We start from the raw sequence: 22500 nt of genomic DNA on the forward strand, positions 1-22500 counted from the left end.
TAAAACCAGAATAACTCTTATAGCTAAATTCTTAAAACTAAAAACAGATTTATTAGTCAATTACAAAGGTTTGAACTAGTGCATTTTTAAAAGAATATTCTGAAGAAATTGTTTATTTATCACTACCGTGTTCAGAATTTCCTTAATTATAAATCTAAGACTGAAACAAATAAGGGAAATATTCGATCAGAAACTTATAAATACTTTTTATAAAAAGCCGAAAAAACATAAATCCACAAACTATTTTTTCAATTAACCTATGGCTTCAGTATAAATCGGCTATTACTAATTTCTAATGAACCTTATTTGTAATAGTACTCAGCAATTTAGCTTCAAAATAATTACTAGCATTTTGCACAAAATAAATATAAGAGGTTGATTTAAAGCAGTCTACTTATAAAAATACAGATTTCACATTTGGCGCAAACGATTAATTCGATTATCCAACGTTGGATGGGTGCTAAACAAAGAGTCATCCGATTCACTGGCAATTCCCAGAGCAGACATACCAGTCGGCAACTGACTGGTTTCACCTTTCAACCGCTGCAAAGCAGCGATCATTTTTGGTGCACCCACTAAACGTGCTGCACCTGCATCTGCCCGATACTCACGCTGACGGCTGAACCACATCACAACTAGACTGGCCAAAAAACCAAATATAATCTGCAAAATCAGACTTATTGCAAAGTAGGCTCCCTGAGACACTTCTCCATTTTCATCTCTGGACATAACATCTGCAATACGGCGTGCCCAGAAAAACACAAATGTATTTACCACACCCTGTAACAATGTCATTGTCACCATATCACCATTACCAATATGTGCCATTTCATGAGCCAGCACAGCTTCTACTTCATCCTGAGACATACCATGTAACAAACCAGTACTCACCGCGACCAGTGAGCTATTTTTAGTAGCACCAGTCGCAAAAGCGTTGGGCTCTGGAGAATCATAAATCGCCACTTCCGGCATAGTAATATTCCACTGATTTGCCAGCCGGGCTACAGTGTTTAGTAGCCATGCCTCCGCAGCACTTTGAGGTTGACCGATTATCTGACCATCGACCGAAGCAAGAGCTAGCGATTTTGACATCAACAAAGAGATAAACGAACCGGTAAAACCCACTACAGCTGCCACTAACAACAAACTGCTGGTCGTATTACTGTTAAGCCTAATACCCAAAAATGCACATAAAATGTTCAGAACAATATTAATAACGATAATAACGGCTAGATTTGTAGCAATAAACAATAAAATGCGTTTCACATTATGCCCTTTTAATTTCTGCAGAATTTAATCAGCACAATATAATATTGACATATAAAAATCTAAATACCAAACTTGAAACAAACAGTTTATAAATCAGAAGTCACAAACAAAAATTATCATATAAAATTAAAGAAATGATTTAATTCACGAATTCAACTTTGAAAAGCGACATTCTGTATAGAGAAAGAAACATTCAAGTCAAAAGAATATAGCGATGATTAAAACAGACTAATCCCTAAATACGTACCTCTCCATGTCCCAAAACAATCCACTTCTGGCTGGTTAACCCCTGCAACCCTACTGGACCTCGTACATGGATTTTATCAGTAGATATACCAATTTCCGCCCCTAGACCATACTCGTAGCCATCTGCAAAACGAGTAGACGCATTCAGCATAACACTAGCAGAGTCTACAGCACGCAGAAAAAGCTGAGCATGTAGTAAATCATTGGTTACAATACTATCAGTATGATGGCTGCCAAAATGATTTATATGCTCTATAGCGTCTTCAATATTGTCTACTACCTTTATAGACAGAATTGGAGCCAAATATTCAGTAGACCAATCTTCCTCAGTAGCCGGTAAAACATCATCCTTCAAAATCTGCACAGTTTGCGCACAACCACGTAATTCAACATTTTTCTCAGCATACCTTTGCTGTAGTAAAGGCAATAATTTTTTTGCTTGGCTAGTATGAATCAATAAGGTTTCCATAGTATTGCAAGTACCATAGCGCGAAGTCTTCGCGTTTACAGCTATATCAATTGCCATTTCTGCAGAAGCGGAAGCATCAATATAAACATGACAAATACCATCAAGATGTTTGATTACCGGTACCCGCGATTTTTCCTTCACTCTTTGCACCAGCCCTTTACCGCCACGTGGAATAATCACATCAATATATTCCGGCAGATTAAGCAGCACATCAACACCTGCTCGATCAGTCTCAGTAATCAGATTAACAGCTGCTTGGGGTATTCCAGTTTCAATCAAAGCAGAATTGATGACAGCAGCAATAGCTTTATTGCTATTAATGGCTTCACTCCCACCGCGTAATAAACAACTATTACCTGATTTCAGACATAAAATCGCCGCATCCAGCGTCACATTCGGGCGTGATTCATAAATCATGCCAATTACACCAAGCGGAACACGCATTTTACCAACCGTGATACCACTTTGCAGAGTTCTAAAATCATCCATTTCACCTACTGGATCAGACAGTGCAGCAACCTTATGAACACCTTCAATCATCGCATCAATACTACGATTGCTCAGATGCAGACGATCAAGTAAAGCAGCACCCAATCCCTGCAAACGTGCTGCCTTCATATCCGCCTCATTGGCTGCAAGAATAAGGTGCTGTTGTGCAGCTAGATTATTAGCAATCAGCATTAAAGCCTGATTTTTCTGTGCAGCAGAAACTCTAGTCAGGGAATAAAAAGCCTCTTTAGCTGCTTTAGCCGTTTCAGTAATATATTTGGTCAATTCCACGTGAATTTACTTTCCAGAAAAAAACACTAAAATCATTCTTATTCTCATATAAAATCACAAAGAATACATTTACCCAATTACAACTACCCTTGCATATACCCTGAAATCCACATGATAGGTAAAAATTATCAGGCTAATAGAACCCTGCACACATAATAGAACTAATCAATATGTGTATCGGTAGAATCCTTAAAATTGGTTTGTGGCCTCAACACTATTAAGTGGTCAACAGCACCAATGGCATTGGTATCCTTACCTGGATAATCAAGTTCAGTCAAAAAATGGCGAATACAATTCAGACGGGCTCGTTTTTTATCATCGGATTTAATAACCGTCCAGGGTGCATCACCGGTATGCGTATGAAAAAACATGTCATTCTTAGCTGCCGTATAATCATCCCAGCGATCCAGAGACTGAATATCAACAGGCGAAAGTTTCCAGTGTTTCAACGGGTCGTCACGACGAGAAATAAACCTACGCAACTGCTCTTCTCTAGAAACAGAAAACCAAAACTTAAACAGATAAATCCCGCTGTTAACCAACATACGTTCCAATTCTGGTGTTTGACGCATAAACTGCAAATATTCATGTGGCTGGCAAAAACCCATTACTCTTTCCACACCAGCACGGTTATACCAAGATCGATCGAAAAAAACCATCTCACCACTTGTCGGCAAACGCTCAATATAGCGTTGAAAATACCACTGCCCTTTTTCAGTTTCTGTCGGTTTTTCCAGCGCTACAACTCGGGCACCGCGCGGATTGAGATGTTCCATAAATCGCTTGATTGTCCCCCCTTTACCGGCAGCATCCCGACCTTCAAATAAAGAGACAATTTTCTGACCAGATTCCTTAACCCAGTTTTGCACTTTCAACAGCTCAATTTGCAATCTGGCTTTCTCACGCTCATAAGTAGCCCGCCGCATCCGAGTGCGGTATGGATAACTAGCCGGCAAAGGTGCTGAAGACGAATCTTCATCGGAATGTTTTCCTCGATACTCCAGCACACTTTTTTCAAAAACATTTAATTTAGTGTCTTTATCCTGATTGTTCACTTCAGAGGATTGTTCAGGCTTTAGTATCTGCTCACTCATATTCTTCCTTTCCTATTATGGCTCAGAGTAAGCCAAATTTTCATTTTAAGAAATGTGATAATCTGTATAAGTATTGTAACTCAATGTACAGTCTGCTTACCAAACAAAATGTCATAGATTAATAAAACCTTAGTCTATTACAACTATGACAACTAAAAACCACTGTAATTTCAAAAATTCTAATTTTCAAATATTCATTTCCATAATAAAAAATCTAATTCAACCAGATAACAAATAATTTTTTAAATTTAAGTTTTCTTTTCAAAAATATATTCAATAAAAACGGGTATCTGTACAGATTACCCGTTTTTATTAATAAATATCTTTATCTAATATCGTTTAGAAAAGAGAATCTAATTGGCCATTATTACCTGACTGCGGAACAACTGGAATTTCAGCACCATCATCATCTCCATCATTATTACTATTTCCCTGCTTTGACGTAATCGGCCCGTCAGCTCGATTATCCAGTGGTAGATCAGGATTAGTTGTCTGATATTCCTTCAGATAAAATTCACCGGATTTCTGAACAATTCCGGCAGGAACTGGTGTATTTACAACCGGTTTATCTTTTAACGCATAGCGCATGTAATCAAGCCATACTGGCACTGCAATCGTACCACCAAAAGCAGAACGTCCCATACTGCGTGGACGGTCATAACCAATAAATACCGCACTAACTATATTCGGATTGAAACCTACAAACCAAGCATCCTTATTATCATTAGTCGTACCTGTTTTACCCGCTATATCACTGCGTCCCAATGCATGAGCACTATAAGCAGTCCCATGATTAACCACGTCCATCATCATGTGATACAAAATAAATGCATTACGCGGATCTATAGCCATGGGAGCATTCTGTTTAGCCACCAACGGCTGCATCTGCGCGCGCAAATTACCACGACTGTCATAAATTCGGTCAATCACATAATTGGAAACCTTGTATCCCCCATTAGCGAAAATTGCATAGCCTTCAGCCATTTGCATTGGCGTTACCTGCCCACTACCCAATGCCATCGACAAACTGTTGGGAATCTGATCTGGCCTAAAACCGAAATGCTGCACATACTGTCTGGCATAATCCACCCCCATTGCCATCAAAATACGAATAGACACCATATTTTTGGAGGCAGTTAATGCTTGTCGCAGTGTTATAAATCCAGCATAGCGTCCATCCGAATTTTTTGGTGCCCATGCACGTCCACCATTACCCATACCTGGCAAAACAATCGGCGCATCATTAACCATCGTAGCCGGCGTAAAACCTTTAGCAATAGCAGCAGAATAAATAAACGGTTTAAATGATGACCCAGGTTGCCGTTTTGCCTGAGTGGCACGATTAAAACTACGGCGGTAAAAGTCGTAACCTCCCACAAGTGCTTTAATTGCCCCTGTCTGAGCATCTAAAGCAACAATTGCACCTTGAAGTTCCGGTTGCTGCACTACACGGTAACTATTACCTTCTCTATGCACATGAACTACCGAACCAACACGCACGGATGCTTCACCCAATTTAGCATTGTTAATTGCACGCTTTATCCAGTTATAACTATTACCCCCAATGCGCATCTCCCCTACACCAGCGATATAAACTACTATTGAATTGGAATTCAGAGCTGTCACCACAGCCGGTAGCATCCCATCCACCGCTGAGCGATTGGCCAAATACTGCTCTATCTGTTCATCGCGAATATCATCTGGAATTTTGCTTAAATCAAAAAAGCCTTCAGCACCCCGATAAGCAGAACCTCTATCAAAATTGTTCAATACCTTACGCAGCGCCTGAGTAGCTACTGCCTGATCCTGAGAATTTACTGTGGTATAAACCTTGAATCCTTGGGTATACGCCGCGTCACCATATTTTTCATACATCTGCTGACGTACCATTTCAGCGACATAAAGAGCATTCTGATCTATAGCCTGCTGATAATGCACATACTTTAATGGTTCAGCATAAGCGGCATCAGCCTGAGCCTGAGTAATTTTGCCCAGTTCAACCATATTATTCAGAATATATCGCTGACGCATTTTAGCCCGTTGTGGATTTACAACAGGATTAAAAGTAGAAGGAGCCTTAGGCAAACCGGCCAGAATCGTCGCCTCTGCCAAATCTAATTGTTGTACAGGCTTATTAAAATAAACCAAAGAAGCAGCTGCAAAACCATACGCACGCTGCCCCAGATAAATCTGATTAAAGTAAAGTTCCAGTATCTGATCTTTAGTCAGTTTTTGTTCAATTTTATAGGCCAGCAAAGCCTCATTGAACTTGCGCGTATAGGTACGCTCATTAGTAAGATAAAAATTGCGAGCCACCTGCTGAGTAATAGTACTGGCTCCAGATTGCACACCACCAGTTAGATTAGAAATAAGCGCACGGCTAATGCCAATAAAGTCAACACCACCATGTTCATAAAACCGCTTATCCTCAGCTGCAACAACAGCATCTTTCAGTACTTGTGGAAAATCATTGATACGAGTAAAAGCACGTCGTTCTTCACCAAACTGCCCCATAAGCTTGCCATCAGCAGAATAAATGGTAAGTGGCATTTTCGGCTGATAATGAGTTACAGCTTCTAGAGAAGGCAATTTAGGATAAGTTACCATAATTGCAATCGCCACCAGACCAGCAGCAAATAGCACCAGTCCTACAAACAAACCAACGGTAGATAGCAATAATTTTCTAATCATAATCAACTAATTTTCATTTAAAGGCTGCGAAACATATTCAAAATAAAGTAAACTTTGTTCTTCATTTCGTTAGCAACATACAAAATCGAGTTTTAAGCACTTCATCACCCGTTTGATAAACAGACAGAAAGCCCTTTCATGAAACTGAATAATTTCAAAATAAATTCAAAGAATAAGAAGGTGGCCACAACTTCATCGAGACAGTGTCTTGGTATCAGTCTTACTGATAAAAGCATTAACATGGTGCTCCTGAATGCACGCAGTTTAAATCAATTTCGTCTCGAAAAATACGTTGTTGTGCCTTTGCCAAAAAATATTATTGGTAACGGCAACATCGAAAATCATGATGAACTTGTTGTTCATCTACAACAGGCAAAACAAATGCTCCAAAGCAATTGTCGCAACATTACCGTAGCCATTTCACAAAAGCAAACCTCCATCCAGTTTCTCGATAGAGATGAAAATACAGAGTATACCGAAGAAGAACAAATCATGGCTGAATTGAGTCAATATGACTCAATGGATGATGTAAGTTACGACTATCAGAATGTCAGTATCAATGAGGATGGAAAAGAAAGTTTGCTACTGGTCAACAGCAAACGGGATGATGTCAATATTCTGATGGATGCTTTTACCGATGCAGGTATTACACCCACACAAATGGATGTCGATATACTGGCAATAATGAATAGCGCCATCACATGGATAAATATCAGACAGCCTGAATTAACAGAAAAATGTATCGCAGTTTTCAACATAGGTTACGGTGAAACACAAGCAATTATCATGCGTCATGGTAAATTACTTTATAAACAAGAAATTAATCTTGGCTATGATCATCTGATGCAATCCTTGCGCCGAAACTACCAGCTGACTGATGAAGAAGCGTGGGAAATGCTCTATAGTCAAACCAAGCCAGAAGATTACAATCAGACTGTAGCGAAGCCATTCCAACAACAATTTATTCAGGAAATACAGAGAGTTTTACAATTTTATTTTACTTCAGCTAGTCAAGAAAATGAAATTGAAGAAATCCTTGTTTTTGGTTACAGCAATAATCAGGCACCCAATAGCCTTGCTGACAGCATCAGCCAGCAAACCAGTATTCCTGCGCAACAGATCAACCCTATACTGTTAGCACAGCCTGGTGATGCCATTCAACAGGCAAAATTGCAACAGGACAGTAGTTTATTAACCGTAGCCTTTGGCCTGGCCGTAAGAGGATTATAAGATGTTACCTTTATTAAAAATTAATCTGCTGCCCTATCGAGAAGCTTTACAAACCAAACAAAAGAAACAATTTCAGACTCTACTGGCCGTTGCTGCTTTAATCGGTATAGGTCTGGCAGTATTAGGCTACATAGCTATAGATAGCCGGGTTAGCAGTCAAGATGCCCGTAATCAAGTATTAAAGGATGGAATAAACAAACTGGATGGAGAAATTAAACAGATCGCTCAATTACAAGATGAGCGCAAAAATTTCACAGCCAGACAAGAAAAAGTAGAAGAGTTATCTAACAAACGTTTTGAAGCGGCTCGTATACTGGATACTTTGAATACATTAGCACCATTAGGATTGTATATAACTAGTATAGAAGCTCAAGATGCCAATACATATGTCATTAATGGTAAAGCTTTTAGTGATGCTAAAACTGCAGCTTTCATGAATGCTTTACCAGGACAACTATTTACTACACCTGAATTATTAAATATCAAACGAGTTAATAATACTCAGGAATTTAGCATTCGCATACGCTTGAATAATCTTATTGGCCAGCAAGAAGATATGATAGAAACCAATCAGGTTCTTAACTCAAACTCTTCATCAACTGAACTAAATCAGGATACAGAAGCACCTCATCAAGAAAATGAGTCTAGTGCATCTGAACCAACAAATTGAAGGAGTATTGACAATGGCCAAAAATATAGATCTTAAATCAATTAATCTAAATTTCCTCTCCCAACAAGCCAAACCTGTACAGCTAGGCATAGCCGGTGGTATTATTGTATTGATTCTCCTTATTGCTTATTTCTTTGTTTACAGTGGATTAAATGAGCGGCTTAGTGAATTGAAGGATGAAGAAGAATCTCTAAAGCAAACCTATACTGAAAAAAGTAAACAGGCAGCTAATCTTGATGTACTGAAAGCAGAACTTAATAATATTAATGGTTCATTTCATTTATTATTAAAACAGCTCCCAACACAAGCTGAAATTCCAAATCTTATTCAAGAACTACATGAATGTGCTACCAAAAATGGTTTGAATATGGACAGCATCACTCCAGCACAAGTTCTAAATTCAAACTCAGATGATCAGCCACAAAATAAATCAGATCAACAAGTTATTCAAACTTTACCTTACAATATCACATTGACAGGCAGTTATAATCAAATAAGTCAGTTTCTTCGTGATGTAGGGAAGCTATCACGAATAGTCACATTAAACTCAATCGTACTAAAACGAAATGAGAAAGATAATACGCTTACCTTAAACGCAGTTGCCAATACATATAAAGCTTTAACAGATGCAGAAATTAAAGCTCAAAACAAAAATAAAAACGACCAAAAATAGGCTGCCTATAGCTGTAACTAGGGTAATTTAATATATAAGCAACGGAAAAAATATGAATAAATATCTAATCTGCCTGTGTATTTTTACACTGAGTGCGTGTTCGGCAGCAAATGAAGATTTACATGAATGGATGCGTAATACCAGCCAACAGGCAAAAATCAAACCCATGAAACAGAAGCAAACTACAATAAATATTCAGCCTTCTTACACCCCTCCTCCACAGCCCCAAATGAATATATTTGATTCTGCGCGTCTGAAAGCAGGCTTACAAGGCGCTAATGCACCTGATCTAAACCGACCTAAACAAATCTTAGAAAATTTTTCATTAGATGAATTGCATTATGTTGGTTTAATTAAAGGAGCGGGAAAAGCACCATCTGCATTTATTTCAGTAAATGGACACGTATATACTGTTAATCTGGGTAATTATCTGGGTCAAAGCTATGGACGAATTACTGCAATAACGCCTGATGAAATTGTTATATCCGAATTAGTTGAAGACTCATACGGCAATTGGACTAGCAGACGGGCTAGTTTACCCTTGCAGGCTGCTGACACAGCATCTTCAGAGACATCCAGTCAGAACTGAAAAAAAGTAACCCATTTAAAATTAAGAAGGTACCAATATGAAAATTAAAACCATATCTATTTTGTCCACTCTGGGTCTGGGTTTACTGAGTCAGAGTCTTTTTGCCGGTAACATAACAGCCATAAATGTCGGTGCGTTACCAAACCAGCAACGTCTGATTAAAATTCAGTTTGATAAGGATCCTGCGTTACCTAAAGGTTTTACAACCGAAAATCCTGCACGAATTGCATTGGACTTTGCTGGGACAGGAATAACCTTACCACAAAATTTACTCAAATTTGATGATACAGTTTTACAGCAAATTGAAGCTGGTCAAACTACAGACAAATCTCGTGTAATGCTATCCTTAGCCAAAACTGGCCAGTACAATGCTGTAATTAAAGGCAATGAAGTCTGGGTATATGTACAGGAATCTATTCCGTCCAAAAATAAAGTAAAAAATAAATCAGACAAAATTACTACTTCTCCGGCTACAGTCAACACACCTTATACAGCAACAAATAACATTATTGAACAAGTTGTCAGTCGTCAGCCTGCCAGTTCTAATAATAGCGCATTTGATCAATCAGCTTCTGTACCGATAAATATAGATTTTCAAAAAGGGAAAAATGGTAATGGTGTAATTTCCATTAGTGGTTTGAGTGACAAAGGAGAGCCAGCAATTAGACGCAATGCATCTAATTTGGTTTTAACTTATAAAAATGTTCCTTTGTTAACAGAACAACAGCGTAATCTGGATGTAACCGATTTCAGTACTCCTGTACGCACTATTCGCCTACGCAGGATTGGCAATGATACCGAAGTGAATATTCAGATGCAGGGTGACTGGGATTATTCCCAAATTAAAAGTGGGACTAATCTGGTTCTTCAGGTTACACACAAATTTGATTTAGACTCTAAAGGCCTACAATCGAATAATAAATCCTTCAAAGGAAAACGGGTTTCACTTGATTTTCAAGACATTGATGTCCGCACAATCCTACAGATTCTGGCGAAAGAATCAGGAATGAATATAATAGCCAGTGATAGCGTCCAAGGAAAAATGACAATATCATTAAAAGATGTACCTTGGGATCAAGCTTTAAATTTGGTTATGGAAACTCGAAATCTTGATATGCGTCGCGAAGGAAATGTTATCAATGTTGCTCCTCGTGACGAACTGATGAACAGGGATACAGCATCATTAGAACAGCAAAAAAAATTAGATGACTTAGGTCCCTTAATTTCTCAGACTTTCCAACTTAAGTATCGTAATGTTGAAGATTTTAAAAAGATTTTGCATTTATCCGATGATGGTAACAGTTCATCAGATAAAAGCATTTTGAGTCCACGCGGCAGCGCATTATTGGATCCTGCAACAAATACTTTAATCATTACCGATATTAGTAGTGTAATTAAAAAATTTGAAAAACTGGTTGCTCAAATTGATGTTTCATCTCAACAAGTATTAATCGAAGCACGAATCGTTGAAACTACAGACAGTTTTGCCCGTGAATTGGGAACTAAATTCGGCTACTACAGGGGAACATATCGAACTGGTATAGGTGGTAGTGTATCCCTTCAAGATCAAAATCGTGGTACAACACGTGATCCAAATTTTGAACTTGGTTTTCCTAATGTCAACCTTGGCGTGTCCAATCCAACATCAGTAGTATCATGGGTGCATAAATTTGCATCAGGGGCTCTCGCTTTAGAGCTTTCAGCCTCACAAGCTCAAGGCAAAACCAAAATTATCTCTTCTCCACGAGTATTAACACAAGATAGAAAAGAGGCAAAAATTGAATCTGGTTATGAAGTACCTTATCAGGAATCAACTTCCAGCGGTGCAACTTCTACCAGTTTCAAAGATGCCGTTCTTGGCTTAAAAGTTACCCCACAGGTTACACCTGACGGTAATATTATTATGACATTGAACGTACAGAATGACAGACCCATAGCATGCTCAAATGTTGCACCTGATGTTCTCCGTTCTGGCGACATTTGTATGCAAAAGCGTAATGTAGTGACTCAGACAATGATTGAGAATGGTGGTACATTAATTATTGGTGGTATTTACAATGAAAATAATGAAAACAGTATAGATAAAGTACCTTTACTTGGCGACATCCCAGGTATTGGCAATCTTTTCAAACACAGAAAAAATACCCAACAACGTAATGAATTACTCGTATTTATCACACCTCGTGTAGTCGATTCAAGCAGTGCCCCATTAAAATATTAAGTAAGCATTTTTAACTTCGTCAGCCTGTTTATAACAGGCTGACTTTTTTTCAATTTATAGAGTTAGAAATTTTCAAACATACTTAAAAATAAAATTATTTGAGAAATACAATTACTAATGACTAAGAATGATATTTATAGTGACTCTATAACTATAGCTAAAAAAATTTTCACACCCAACGTTTCTGTTTTAATCAATGCAAGTCCAGATGATGGTTATTCTACCAATTAATGCGTAAATTCTTATACTAAGTTACAATTACAAACATGGATAACATCGCAGGCAATCTGATTTTAATCGGTTTAATGGGGGCAGGTAAAACTACTCTTGGAAAACAACTTGCCAATAAACTGAAACGCATTTTTTATGATAGTGACCAGGTAATTTGTGAACGTACCGGAGTATCAATACCTACTATTTTTGAGCTCGAAGGAGAAGCAGGTTTTCGCACTCGAGAAACAGCTGTTATTAGTGAGCTGACACAACAAAAAGATGTTGTTATAGCAACAGGTGGTGGTGCTATATTAAAAATTGAAAACCGGCTAAATTTGCAGCAGAATGGGCATGTGATTTATCTTCATGCGCAACCTGAAGTTCTATTAAACAGGATACGGCACGATAAAAATCGCCCTCTTTTGCAAGTCTCAGACCCTTTAGCAAAATTGCAGGAATTATATAGCTTGCGTGATCCCATCTATCGAGCTACGGCACATACTGTTTTAGATGTGAATAGCCCCTACAGCTTCCACTCACTAAATCGTTTAATTCGTTTACTACGTCAACATTCTAAACAAATACCTCAACTTTAAATCATCATGTACACACTTAACGTTGCTACCACATCACATCAGTATCCCATATTTATTGGAAGCAACCTGCTTGAATCCGCAAATCATCTTTTGGCACCCTATTTTACAAACAAAATTGCACTTATCAGCAATGAAACCGTAGCGCCTTTATACCTGCAGCAATGGGAAAAAATACTAAATCATTCAGGACGCGAATATTTCAATATTATTTTGCCTGATGGAGAAAAATATAAGAACTGGCAAACACTTAATCTGATTTACGATGGTCTAATGCAAAATCGCGCCGAACGCAAAACCACCATTATGGCTTTAGGTGGCGGAGTAATTGGGGATATGGCAGGGTTTGCTGCTGCAACTTATCAGCGTGGTGCTCCATTTATACAGATTCCTACAACACTACTTAGCCAGGTGGATTCCTCCGTAGGTGGAAAAACAGGAATTAACCACCCTTTGGGTAAAAATATGATTGGTGCATTTTATCAACCTCAGGCTGTGTTTATTGATTTAAATAGCTTACATACTTTGCCACCACGTGAATTTTCAGCAGGTATGGCAGAAGTTATAAAATACGCAGTGTTGGGGGATATAGAATTTCTGGAATGGCTAGAAATCAACATCGAAGCATTGATTAATCAAGAACCTGAAGTATTGGCACATGCGGTTCATCGTTGCTGTCAGATGAAAGCAGATATTGTTGCGGCCGATGAAAAAGAAAGTGGTGTCAGGGCTCTTTTGAATCTAGGCCATACATTCGGCCACGCCATTGAAGCTGAAATGGGGTATGGTAACTGGCTTCATGGTGAGGCTGTTGCTGCAGGTACTGTACTTGCTTGCCGTTTATCTGAACAACTTGGTTATTTGCATCAGGATGATACTCAGCGTCTAATCAAATTATTATCACAAGTTAACCTGCCTGTTACGCCTCCTAAAATGTCTTTAGAAGCTTGGCTGATGCATATGAGCCATGATAAAAAGGTTATCGATGGTAACATGCGTTTTGTGGTGTTGAAACAATTGGGTGAAGCAAAAATCACTGACAATGTAACAACTCAAAACCTAGCAACAACATTGAACCAATATATAAGTTGAAGCATGTTAGAATTGACGTTAGAAAATTTATCAACTTTAAGTTAACACAGAACAGCATGACCCAATATTCTGATTCAAAATCGGACATTAATAAAGATCACCCGCGTAGCATACGTAGTTTTGTTTTACGTCAAGGCCATATGACACAAGCCCAGCAACGTGCTATAGATAACCAATGGCCAAATTTTGGCATTGATTTCGTCAAAAATAAAATTGATTTAAATGCCATATTTAATCGAACAGCACCCAAGATACTTGAAATTGGTTTTGGTATGGGCGTTGCAACAGCAGCAATTGCACAAAACCTTCCTAATTGCGACTTTCTAGCTATTGATGTGCATGGGCCTGGGGTAGGAAATCTATTAAAGCTGATTCAAGAACAGAATATACAAAATATTAGAGTGATGCGCCATGATGCAGTTGAAGTGGTTGAACACATGCTTGAAGATAACTGCCTGCAAGGTATTCATATCTTTTTTCCTGATCCTTGGCACAAAAAACGACATCATAAACGGCGCCTGATTCAAGCATCTTTTATTGCACGACTACTTCCAAAACTTCAATCAAATGGCTACGTTCATCTTGCAACAGACTGGCAAGAATATGCAGAACAAATGCTTGAAGTTTTAAACTGCTTTCCTGAGTTGCGCAACACTGCTGAAACTTATGCAGCTGTCCCTGACTACCGTCCCGAAACCAAATTTGAGGCACGAGGCAAAAAATTAGGTCATGGTGTATGGGATTTAGTTTTTGTAAAAAAATAACAGACAAAATTAATAAAAAGTAAAGACATTTAGGGTACAATCACCTTAGATTGCATTACAGCAATCATTTTCTGTCAAATAATATTGCTGTTTTCTAAGGAACTGAAATGTTTCAGAATGTCAAATACTATCCAGGTGACCCTATTCTGAGTCTGATGGATGAATATAAACAGGATGCACGCAGCTCAAAAGTAAATCTTGGTGTAGGTGTGTATTATGATGATAACGGCCATGTACCTGTGCTCGAATGTATTAAAACAGTAGAGTCACAATTAGTAGAAGAAAATCAGCCACACGACTATTTACCTATGGATGGTCTGCCTGCTTATCGGCAGGCATGCCAGAAATTGTTATTAGGTAAAAACCATGAAGCCATTACATCTGGTCGTGTTGCTACCATAGCTAGTCTGGGTGGATCAGGTGCACTACGCGTAGGAGCAGAATTTATTCATCAATGGTTTCCACAGGCAAAAGCTTATGTAAGCAATCCTACATGGGGAAATCATATCAGCATATTTGAGGGTGCTGGAATCGAAGTACATAAATATCCTTATTATGACCCTAAAACTATCGGAATCAAATTTACAGAATTAAAACAATTTCTGACACAACTCGATGTAGGCAGTATTATTTTACTACATCCATGCTGTCACAATCCCACTGGCGTAGATCCCAGTCATGAGCAGTGGGACCAGCTTTTAGATATTATTAAAAATAAACAGCTAATACCATTTATGGATATAGCCTATCAAGGTTTTGGGGACGATTTAGAAACCGATACTTATGCTATCCGCAAAGCAGTAGAAATTGGGTTATGCGTTTATATCAGTAACTCTTTTTCCAAAAACATGTCGCTCTATGGTGAACGTGTAGGTGGTCTGAGTATTGTATGTCCAACTTCAGAAGAAGCCAGATTAGTTCAGAGTCAGCTCAAATTCACTGTACGACGTCTATATTCAAGTCCACCTGCCTACGGTGGTCACGTCGTAAGCCGAGTACTTAGCAACACTAAATCTTATGAACACTGGCAGCAAGAAGTGTATATCATGCGCGATCGAATTCGGAAAATGCGTTCTCGATTATATGAAGTCTTGCAGACGAAAATTCCTGATCGTGATTTCAGCTATTTTATTAAACAGCGTGGCATGTTCAGCTTTACAGGCTTAGATCCTCAGCAGGTAGCCCGTTTAAAAAGTGAATATGGGGTATATATGGTTGAAAACGGAAGAATGTGCATGGCCGGTTTAAACAGTAGCAATATAGAATATGTTGCCAATGCCATGGCTGAGGTCTTGAAATAAGAAATATTACTGATTAAAAAAATAAAACTGGTTGGACAAGATTTAGCCAGCCAGTTTTTTTACCATTTATTCTATTAATTATTATTTCTCAATAATTAAAGCTCAATTAGCATTTTCCCTACCCAGTCTACGCATACGGAATGCCAAAGCGATATTAACTACACCAAACAAAGCAGCATAAATGCCAATTACCCAAGTCAGCGCTATTCCGCCCTGAATAGGATTTACCAGCAAAATAATACCAACTAACATGGATAATACACCCGCTGTGATCATCCATCCTGCACCACCAACAGATTTATGCAGACGAATAGCTGCTACAATTTGCAGAACACCACTTACTAACGCCCAAATCGCAATAAAAGTAATCAGTACCAGCCAAGTAATTCCTGGCACAAAAAAAGTTAGGAAACCAGCGAGTACACTTATAAAGCCCCAAATTAGCATCAGCCACCAATCCTGATGAGTTTTTCGTCCATTGATGGAAAGAACAATACCCATTACACCATCAACCAACGCATAAAAGCCGAAAAACATCACCATAACCAGTATCGAAATAAATGGATAAAACCAAGTTAATAAACCAAAGATTAAAGCTGCAAACCCACGAACTAGTACTATCCACCAATTTTCAGACAACAAATCAGCTAATGGTCTACGAAAAGAAAGAGTATTCACATTATTTCCTTTAGATAAATGTAAACTGCAAATAATAAATATTACACATGCTATTTCAGCAAACTATTGGTATCGCTTCTTCTTATACATCAGCCAGCCATCAGGATGGTGGTGTCCAGGATCATGGTGAGTCCAGTGTATCATCCCGCCTTTTTTATTACTGATATATTCACCAGTAAAAGCTACTTGGTCACCACGCTGTAAATTTTCTAATCGCGGAGCGATATCTATATTGTGTACCACTAAAACCGTACTACTACCTGTACTTAAAATAAACCTCTGGTGACGGCTGCCTTTATTATCATCTGGTAAAGTTTTGATAACATAGCCATCACCATAAACCTGAACTCTGTCCAAATTCTCATTTTGAGCCTGATTTAAAGAAATAGCTTCGCGTATCTGAGATACAGACAAAGGTTCTTTAGAAAAATTACTGCGAATTGATTTAAATGAATCAATTATTTGCTCATGTGCCTGACTTTTTTGCTGGTCATCAACAGAGCTATGCTGCCACCACCAAAAACCCAGTGCTACGATAACCAGAAAAATAATATTTTTCATAATAGGGAATTAATCTATCTACAGAATCAGCACTGAAACCATCATACAAAATGTAATCAAAGATAGCAAAACATTAATAGGTTAATCTAAAAAAAAGGCTACTGGATAACACCAGTAGCCTGAAATACTAATTTGAATAAAATAGTAAACTATTTTTTATGAGCTAATGCAGCTTTGATAAAAGCAGTAAATAATGGATGTCCATTTTTAGGCGTTGAAGTAAATTCTGGATGGAACTGACAAGCAAAAAACCATGGATGGTCAGGTAATTCAATGGCCTCTACAAGTTGTTCATGTCCAGTAGATACACCTCCAATTACTAAGCCAGCCTGCTGTAACTGTGGCAGATAATAATTATTCACTTCATAACGATGACGATGACGCTCACGAATAAACTCATTGCCATATATGGTTTTGGCAAGTGATCCATCGGCCAATTTAACTTCCTGAGCACCCAAACGCATGGTACCGCCAAGGTTAGTATTGATATCACGTTTTTCAATCTGTCCATCACGGTCTTGCCATTCACTAATTAAAGCAACAACTGGATGCGGTGTTTTTAAATCAAATTCGGTAGAATTAGCACCAACCAGATTGGCAACGTCACGTGCGTATTCAATTAGTGCAATCTGCATACCCAGACAAATACCCAAGTAGGGAATTTTGTGTTCACGTGCATAGCGTACAGCTGCAATTTTACCTTCAACACCACGAGTACCAAAACCGCCCGGAACCAAAATAGCATCCATATTTTGCAAACATGCAGTGCCATCTGTTTCCAGTATTTCACTATCAATATAATGAATGTCTACCTCTGTTTCGGTTTGAATACCTGCATGTTTTAATGCTTCAGATAAAGATTTGTACGACTCAGTCAAATCCACATATTTACCAACCATGGCGATTTTGACTTTATGTTTCGGATGTTGTACCAAATAAACAATTTTATTCCATGCAGTCAGATCAGCCTGCTGAACGTTTAATTGCAATTGTTCACAGATAATATTGTCAATACCCTGATCATGCAGCATTCTTGGTACTTCATAAATACTATCAGCATCATAGCAGCTTATAACAGCACGCTCTTCTACATTGCAGAATAATGCAATTTTACGTTTTTCTTCTTCAGGCATCGGCCGGTCCATACGACAAATAAGCACATCCGGCTGTATACCAATTTCACGTAATTCTTTGACTGAATGCTGGGTTGGCTTGGTTTTGATTTCACCAGCAGCGGCAATATAAGGAACATAAGATAGATGAACAAATAAAGTATTTGCTCTGCCCTGCTGGCTACGCATTTGCCGAATGGCTTCCAAAAACGGCAAAGATTCAATATCACCTACAGTTCCACCGATTTCGACAATTGCTACATCATAGCCGGCAGCACCTTCATGTATTTTACGTTTAATTTCATCTGTAATATGCGGTATTACCTGAACAGTACCGCCAAGATAATCACCACGCCGCTCTTTATGAATTACGCTTTCATAAACCTGGCCAGAAGTGAAGTTATTACGCTTCTGCATGGTAGCATCAATAAAGCGTTCATAATGACCCAGATCTAGATCAGTTTCAGCACCGTCATCAGTGACAAATACTTCACCGTGCTGAAAAGGGCTCATTGTACCCGGATCCACATTAATATAAGGATCCAGTTTAAGCATGGTCACTTTCAGACCACGAGATTCCAAAATAGCAGCAGTAGACGCAGCGGCAATGCCTTTACCCAGTGAAGAGACCACACCGCCAGTTACAAAAATAAACTTGGTCATGACAATCAGCAGGAAATTGAATTTAGCATTTTAGCTGAAAATAACACCAAAAGAAAGACATTCCCTTTTTCAAACTCTGCAAGTATATGCAATAATCTGCTTGCTCGGATTGGCGTAATAATCACGGCTGTGGCATAATTAGTCACCGTAATCCTTAAATTTATATTATGTTGCAATCTGGACATATTTTCATTGTTTCTGCTGCTTCAGGTACTGGCAAAACCACACTTGTTTCGCGCCTGAGTGCGCGTCAGCCGAATATTCGCATATCTATTTCCCATACAACCAGAATGCCGCGTGAGGGTGAACAAAATGGTGTACATTATCATTTTGTCAGCCGTAGTGAATTTGAGGATATGATTGCCAGCAATGCTTTTATTGAGCATGCCAATGTTTATGGCAATTATTATGGCACCAGTTTACAGGCTGTAGAATCATTAACCCAGCAAGGTTACAACGTTATTTTAGAAATTGATGTTCAGGGTGCGGAACAGATTCGCCGTTTACTGCCTAATGCTACCAGTATTTTCATACTACCTCCTTCGATGACAGAACTCACTGAACGTCTTAAAAATAGAGGCACTGATAGCGAAGACGTGATAGCCTATCGTTTAGCAAAATCCCGTGAAGAAATTGAACAAAGTCTTTTGTTTGATTATGTTATTGTTAATCAAGATCTTAATCAGGCAGAGCAGGATTTATTAGCAATTATCCGTTCGGTTGGGTTATGCGCGAAGGCGCAGCAACAAACCATTACTCGGATTTTATCTGGAAAATAAATATTTCAAGTTTAATGTTTAACAATTATTTCTATAGGAATTTATATTATGGCACGCATTACTGTAGAAGACTGTATCGGACGCATCCCTAATCACTTTGACCTGACCATGATTGCTGCCCTGCGAGCACGCCAGCTGGCTAATGGCGCAACATCACTGGTAGAAGAAGACCATGACAAACCTACAGTCATTGCTTTGCGCGAGATAGCCAGTGGACAAATTGGTGCAGAGTTACTCAACCAACAAAAATAATAAGGCAAACAGCCATGTACCCTCCCAGCCAGACCTATAAACCACCTGTTAAACAATGGCGTAACACTCTCTTTGCACAAACAGAGTATTTAAATAAACAGGAACGCTGGGAATTACTGGAACAAGCGTGTGCCTATATATACACTCTGGCCGAAAAAGATGGCAAAACTGCTCTACTTAAACGCAGTTTTGCCATTACTACATCTTTGGCACAAAATCAGCAACGAGTACAAGCACTAGCAGCCGTGCTGATCAAAATAGCCTTTGAAGATTTATCTTCTTCAGACAGTGATTTACCCAGCTCAGCTATAGGCCCGGTGGGAATGAAAATATTTGATGCAATTAATACTTCATCATGCACCGGCACAAACGACCAGCTACAATGCTGTCAACAACAGATAGAAACGAGCTATCAGGACATTATTAACGAAGCAGAAAATAAACTTCTACACACTGCCTCTTACCTCAGTAAAGAAGATTTACAAATGCTGTCCCGAGCTTGCAAATTCGGTGCCCATGCACATCATGGACAATTCCGTAACAGCGGCTTACCTTATATCACCCATCCTCTAGCCGTGGCGACTCAATTAGCAGAATGGCATGTAGACATTCAGGCTTTATGTGCCGGTGTATTACATGATGTACTAGAGGACACTGGTACTACCAAAGAAGAAATTATTGCCGAATTCGGTGAAACCATTGCCAACATGGTTGACGGGCTATCCAAACTGGAAAAACTTGAATATAACAACCAGCAGGAAGCACAGGCTGAAAGCTTTCGTAAATTGATTATGGCAATGACACAAGATGTTCGTGTCATAATTGTCAAACTTTCAGACAGGCTGCACAACATGCGCACACTGTCTGCTAAAAAACCGACCAGTCGCAGGCGTATCGCACAAGAAACCATGGAAATCTATGCGCAACTGGCCAATCGTATTGGTTTGAATCATGTATACCGTGAATTGCAAGACTTAGCATTTAGACATCTGTACCCCCACCGCTATGAAGTACTGGCCAAAGCCATTCAGTCTTCACGACGAAACAGGCGCGACATAGTAGGTAAAGTACTACGAGCCTTTAGTCAACGTCTTGTGAGCGCCAATATTGAAGCACAGGTAAGAGGTAGAGAAAAAAACCTATACAGCATTTATGAAAAAATGCGTCGTAAAAATCTCCATTTTGCCGATGTAATGGATATTTATGCATTCAGGGTTATTGTAAATAACATACCTTCATGCTATACCGCTCTGGGTGTTCTGCATAATTTGTACAAACCCAAACCTGGACGAATTAAAGATTACATTGCAATTCCCAAAAACAATGGTTACCAGAGCCTGCATACCATCTTAATTGGACCCTACGGGCTACCTATTGAAGTTCAGATACGAACACACGAAATGGATACAATAGCCGAACGTGGTATCGCTAGCTACTGGATGCATAAAGATGGAGAGCAGAATAGTTTTGATCAGGCACAAATGCGTACAAATCAATGGTTGCAAAGTATTCTCGACATTCAAGCACATAGTGCCAATGCCATTGAATTTCTGGAACATGTAAAAACAGATTTATTTCCGAATGAAGTTTATGTCTTCACCCCTAAAGGTAAAATCATTACTCTTCCAGAAGGTGCCACACCTGTAGATTTTGCCTATGCTGTTCATACAGATATCGGCAATCGAACAGTCTCTGCACGTATTAATCACAATTTAATGCCCTTACGTACCCGTCTGCATACAGGTGATACCGTAGAAATAATTACCTCCAGCAATGGCCACCCTACTCCGGCATGGCTCGGCTTTACCGTTTCAAGCCATGCCCGTAGTGCCATTCGCAGCCAAATAAAAAAAATGGATCGTTCCGATGCCATACGCTTAGGCGAAAAATTATTACAAAAAGCCTTATCCAGCCTACTGCCAGAAAACGTTTTACTGTCAGACTCTTTAAAAGACAAGTATCTGACCGATTTACGCCAAAAAAATACTTCTTTTGAAAATGTTCTCTGCGAAGTAGGTATGGGGTTACTACAGCCAGTATCTGTAGCCATGCATATAGCTGAACTGGCTGGCGAGCATTTTAATGACACCATTAAACTGGCACCAATTAATTTGACTGGCAATGAGTCAACTCATATTCATTTAGGCAAATGCTGCCACCCTATTCCTGGTGACACCATTAAAGCTTTGCTAATCAAAGATCAGGGCATTATTATTCATCGTGATACTTGTAATACGATTTTGAAAACAGACCCTGAACTTCAACTGGATGCAAACTGGGATTTACTACAAGCAAATAACTATCAGACAACTTTATGCCTCAATGCTATTGATAGTCATGGATTACTGGCCACCATTGCTCAGGCTATTTCTTCCAATGGCGGTGATATTACATCTGTAGAAACCACCTCAAAAAAACTCGAAGGTGTGGAAGGATTTATTGAATTTCGTTTTGTGTTACAGGTAAAAGATTTAAATCAGCTCAATCATATTACCCGCGATTTACATTCTGTTCCTCAGATTCGTCGTGTAAACAGAATATAACGCTCATCATATTTAAT

19 protein-coding genes are annotated in these 22500 nt (G+C 38.9%); 12 read left to right on the plus strand and 7 right to left on the minus strand.

The genetic code is table 11. From position 1 onward, the window contains the following. Window positions 1–411: 411 nt before the first annotated feature. The 4 genes from htpX to ACQP6D_RS06370 form a co-directional block, all read right to left on the minus strand. Window positions 412–1266, minus strand: coding sequence for a protease HtpX (htpX, locus tag ACQP6D_RS06355; RefSeq protein ID WP_267391058.1), 855 nt, complete (start codon window positions 1264–1266; stop codon window positions 412–414). 238 nt (window positions 1267–1504) lie between these two features. Then, on the minus strand, window positions 1505–2758 hold the full coding sequence (locus ACQP6D_RS06360) for a glutamate-5-semialdehyde dehydrogenase (RefSeq protein ID WP_427857757.1): 1254 nt from the start codon (window positions 2756–2758) through the stop codon (window positions 1505–1507). 167 nt (window positions 2759–2925) lie between these two features. Then, the gene (gene ppk2, locus ACQP6D_RS06365; protein WP_100151997.1) at window positions 2926–3858 is read right to left on the minus strand and encodes a polyphosphate kinase 2; all 933 of its coding nucleotides are present in this window, start codon (window positions 3856–3858) and stop codon (window positions 2926–2928) included. 339 nt (window positions 3859–4197) lie between these two features. Continuing rightward, window positions 4198–6549: a penicillin-binding protein 1A gene (locus ACQP6D_RS06370; protein ID WP_427857715.1), complete on the minus strand. Its 2352-nt coding sequence runs from the start codon at window positions 6547–6549 to the stop codon at window positions 4198–4200. A gap of 180 nt (window positions 6550–6729) precedes the next feature. Between ACQP6D_RS06370 and pilM the strand changes: the two genes are divergently transcribed. The 9 genes from pilM (at window position 6730) to ACQP6D_RS06415 (ending at window position 15895) form a co-directional block, all read left to right on the plus strand. Next, window positions 6730–7779: a type IV pilus biogenesis protein PilM gene (gene pilM / locus ACQP6D_RS06375; protein ID WP_427857716.1), complete on the plus strand. Its 1050-nt coding sequence runs from the start codon at window positions 6730–6732 to the stop codon at window positions 7777–7779. Between the two features lies 1 nt (window position 7780). Further along, window positions 7781–8449, plus strand: a complete 669-nt coding sequence (locus ACQP6D_RS06380) for a PilN domain-containing protein (RefSeq protein WP_370387423.1) — start codon at window positions 7781–7783, stop codon at window positions 8447–8449. A 13-nt stretch (window positions 8450–8462) separates the two neighbouring features. After that, window positions 8463–9122 carry a type 4a pilus biogenesis protein PilO gene (locus ACQP6D_RS06385; RefSeq protein ID WP_427857717.1) on the plus strand — a complete coding sequence of 220 codons (660 nt, stop codon included), beginning with the start codon at window positions 8463–8465 and terminating at the stop codon, window positions 9120–9122. Window positions 9123–9174: 52 nt separating this feature from the next. Next, on the plus strand, window positions 9175–9711 hold the full coding sequence (locus ACQP6D_RS06390; RefSeq protein WP_370387425.1) for a pilus assembly protein PilP: 537 nt from the start codon (window positions 9175–9177) through the stop codon (window positions 9709–9711). 37 nt (window positions 9712–9748) lie between these two features. Further along, window positions 9749–11932 carry a type IV pilus secretin PilQ gene (gene pilQ, locus ACQP6D_RS06395; RefSeq protein WP_427857718.1) on the plus strand — a complete coding sequence of 728 codons (2184 nt, stop codon included), beginning with the start codon at window positions 9749–9751 and terminating at the stop codon, window positions 11930–11932. A 266-nt stretch (window positions 11933–12198) separates the two neighbouring features. Continuing rightward, the gene (locus ACQP6D_RS06400; protein ID WP_427857719.1) at window positions 12199–12741 is read left to right on the plus strand and encodes a shikimate kinase; all 543 of its coding nucleotides are present in this window, start codon (window positions 12199–12201) and stop codon (window positions 12739–12741) included. Between the two features lie 6 nt (window positions 12742–12747). Beyond that, entirely contained in the window at window positions 12748–13830 is a 1083-nt protein-coding gene (aroB, locus tag ACQP6D_RS06405) for a 3-dehydroquinate synthase (protein WP_427857720.1), read from the plus strand. A 56-nt stretch (window positions 13831–13886) separates the two neighbouring features. Further along, on the plus strand, window positions 13887–14594 hold the full coding sequence (gene trmB / locus ACQP6D_RS06410; RefSeq protein ID WP_427857721.1) for a tRNA (guanosine(46)-N7)-methyltransferase TrmB: 708 nt from the start codon (window positions 13887–13889) through the stop codon (window positions 14592–14594). Between the two features lie 107 nt (window positions 14595–14701). Next, window positions 14702–15895 (plus strand): aromatic amino acid transaminase, encoded by a 1194-nt coding sequence (locus tag ACQP6D_RS06415; protein WP_267391049.1) that lies wholly within the window; start codon window positions 14702–14704, stop codon window positions 15893–15895. 102 nt (window positions 15896–15997) lie between these two features. On the opposite strand, the gene ACQP6D_RS06420 is transcribed toward ACQP6D_RS06415, so the two are convergent. The 3 genes from ACQP6D_RS06420 to ACQP6D_RS06430 form a co-directional block, all read right to left on the minus strand. Then, window positions 15998–16573 carry an HdeD family acid-resistance protein gene (locus ACQP6D_RS06420; protein WP_267408728.1) on the minus strand — a complete coding sequence of 192 codons (576 nt, stop codon included), beginning with the start codon at window positions 16571–16573 and terminating at the stop codon, window positions 15998–16000. Window positions 16574–16636: 63 nt separating this feature from the next. Then, window positions 16637–17134, minus strand: a complete 498-nt coding sequence (locus ACQP6D_RS06425; RefSeq protein WP_427857722.1) for a DUF3465 domain-containing protein — start codon at window positions 17132–17134, stop codon at window positions 16637–16639. A 149-nt stretch (window positions 17135–17283) separates the two neighbouring features. Next, the gene (locus ACQP6D_RS06430; RefSeq protein ID WP_370389907.1) at window positions 17284–18909 is read right to left on the minus strand and encodes a CTP synthase; all 1626 of its coding nucleotides are present in this window, start codon (window positions 18907–18909) and stop codon (window positions 17284–17286) included. A 167-nt stretch (window positions 18910–19076) separates the two neighbouring features. On the opposite strand from ACQP6D_RS06430, the gene gmk reads away from it, so the two are divergent. The 3 genes from gmk to ACQP6D_RS06445 are packed head-to-tail and all read left to right on the plus strand — an operon-like array spanning window position 19077 to window position 22483. After that, window positions 19077–19688 (plus strand): guanylate kinase, encoded by a 612-nt coding sequence (gmk, locus tag ACQP6D_RS06435; protein WP_267391045.1) that lies wholly within the window; start codon window positions 19077–19079, stop codon window positions 19686–19688. Between the two features lie 48 nt (window positions 19689–19736). Continuing rightward, window positions 19737–19940 (plus strand): DNA-directed RNA polymerase subunit omega, encoded by a 204-nt coding sequence (rpoZ, locus tag ACQP6D_RS06440; protein WP_100141356.1) that lies wholly within the window; start codon window positions 19737–19739, stop codon window positions 19938–19940. A 14-nt stretch (window positions 19941–19954) separates the two neighbouring features. Further along, the gene (locus tag ACQP6D_RS06445) at window positions 19955–22483 is read left to right on the plus strand and encodes a RelA/SpoT family protein (protein ID WP_427857723.1); all 2529 of its coding nucleotides are present in this window, start codon (window positions 19955–19957) and stop codon (window positions 22481–22483) included. The last annotated feature ends 17 nt before the right edge of the window (window positions 22484–22500 follow it).

It is taken from the genome of Snodgrassella sp. CS2 (assembly GCF_050310315.1).
GTDB classification, from domain to species: Bacteria; Pseudomonadota; Gammaproteobacteria; order Burkholderiales; family Neisseriaceae; genus Snodgrassella; species Snodgrassella alvi_E.

Coding starts and splice junctions, on each gene's coding strand:
- aroB (WP_427857720.1), top strand. CDS start 12,748: ATGTACACACTTAACGTTGCTACCACATCACATCAGTATCCCATATTT.
- ppk2 (WP_100151997.1), bottom strand. CDS start 3,858: ATGAGTGAGCAGATACTAAAGCCTGAACAATCCTCTGAAGTGAACAAT.
- ACQP6D_RS06445 (WP_427857723.1), top strand. CDS start 19,955: ATGTACCCTCCCAGCCAGACCTATAAACCACCTGTTAAACAATGGCGT.
- ACQP6D_RS06425 (WP_427857722.1), bottom strand. CDS start 17,134: ATGAAAAATATTATTTTTCTGGTTATCGTAGCACTGGGTTTTTGGTGG.
- rpoZ (WP_100141356.1), top strand. CDS start 19,737: ATGGCACGCATTACTGTAGAAGACTGTATCGGACGCATCCCTAATCAC.
- ACQP6D_RS06370 (WP_427857715.1), bottom strand. CDS start 6,549: ATGATTAGAAAATTATTGCTATCTACCGTTGGTTTGTTTGTAGGACTG.
- trmB (WP_427857721.1), top strand. CDS start 13,887: ATGACCCAATATTCTGATTCAAAATCGGACATTAATAAAGATCACCCG.
- ACQP6D_RS06430 (WP_370389907.1), bottom strand. CDS start 18,909: ATGACCAAGTTTATTTTTGTAACTGGCGGTGTGGTCTCTTCACTGGGT.
- ACQP6D_RS06415 (WP_267391049.1), top strand. CDS start 14,702: ATGTTTCAGAATGTCAAATACTATCCAGGTGACCCTATTCTGAGTCTG.
- ACQP6D_RS06390 (WP_370387425.1), top strand. CDS start 9,175: ATGAATAAATATCTAATCTGCCTGTGTATTTTTACACTGAGTGCGTGT.
- pilQ (WP_427857718.1), top strand. CDS start 9,749: ATGAAAATTAAAACCATATCTATTTTGTCCACTCTGGGTCTGGGTTTA.
- ACQP6D_RS06400 (WP_427857719.1), top strand. CDS start 12,199: ATGGATAACATCGCAGGCAATCTGATTTTAATCGGTTTAATGGGGGCA.
- ACQP6D_RS06385 (WP_427857717.1), top strand. CDS start 8,463: ATGGCCAAAAATATAGATCTTAAATCAATTAATCTAAATTTCCTCTCC.
- gmk (WP_267391045.1), top strand. CDS start 19,077: ATGTTGCAATCTGGACATATTTTCATTGTTTCTGCTGCTTCAGGTACT.
- ACQP6D_RS06380 (WP_370387423.1), top strand. CDS start 7,781: ATGTTACCTTTATTAAAAATTAATCTGCTGCCCTATCGAGAAGCTTTA.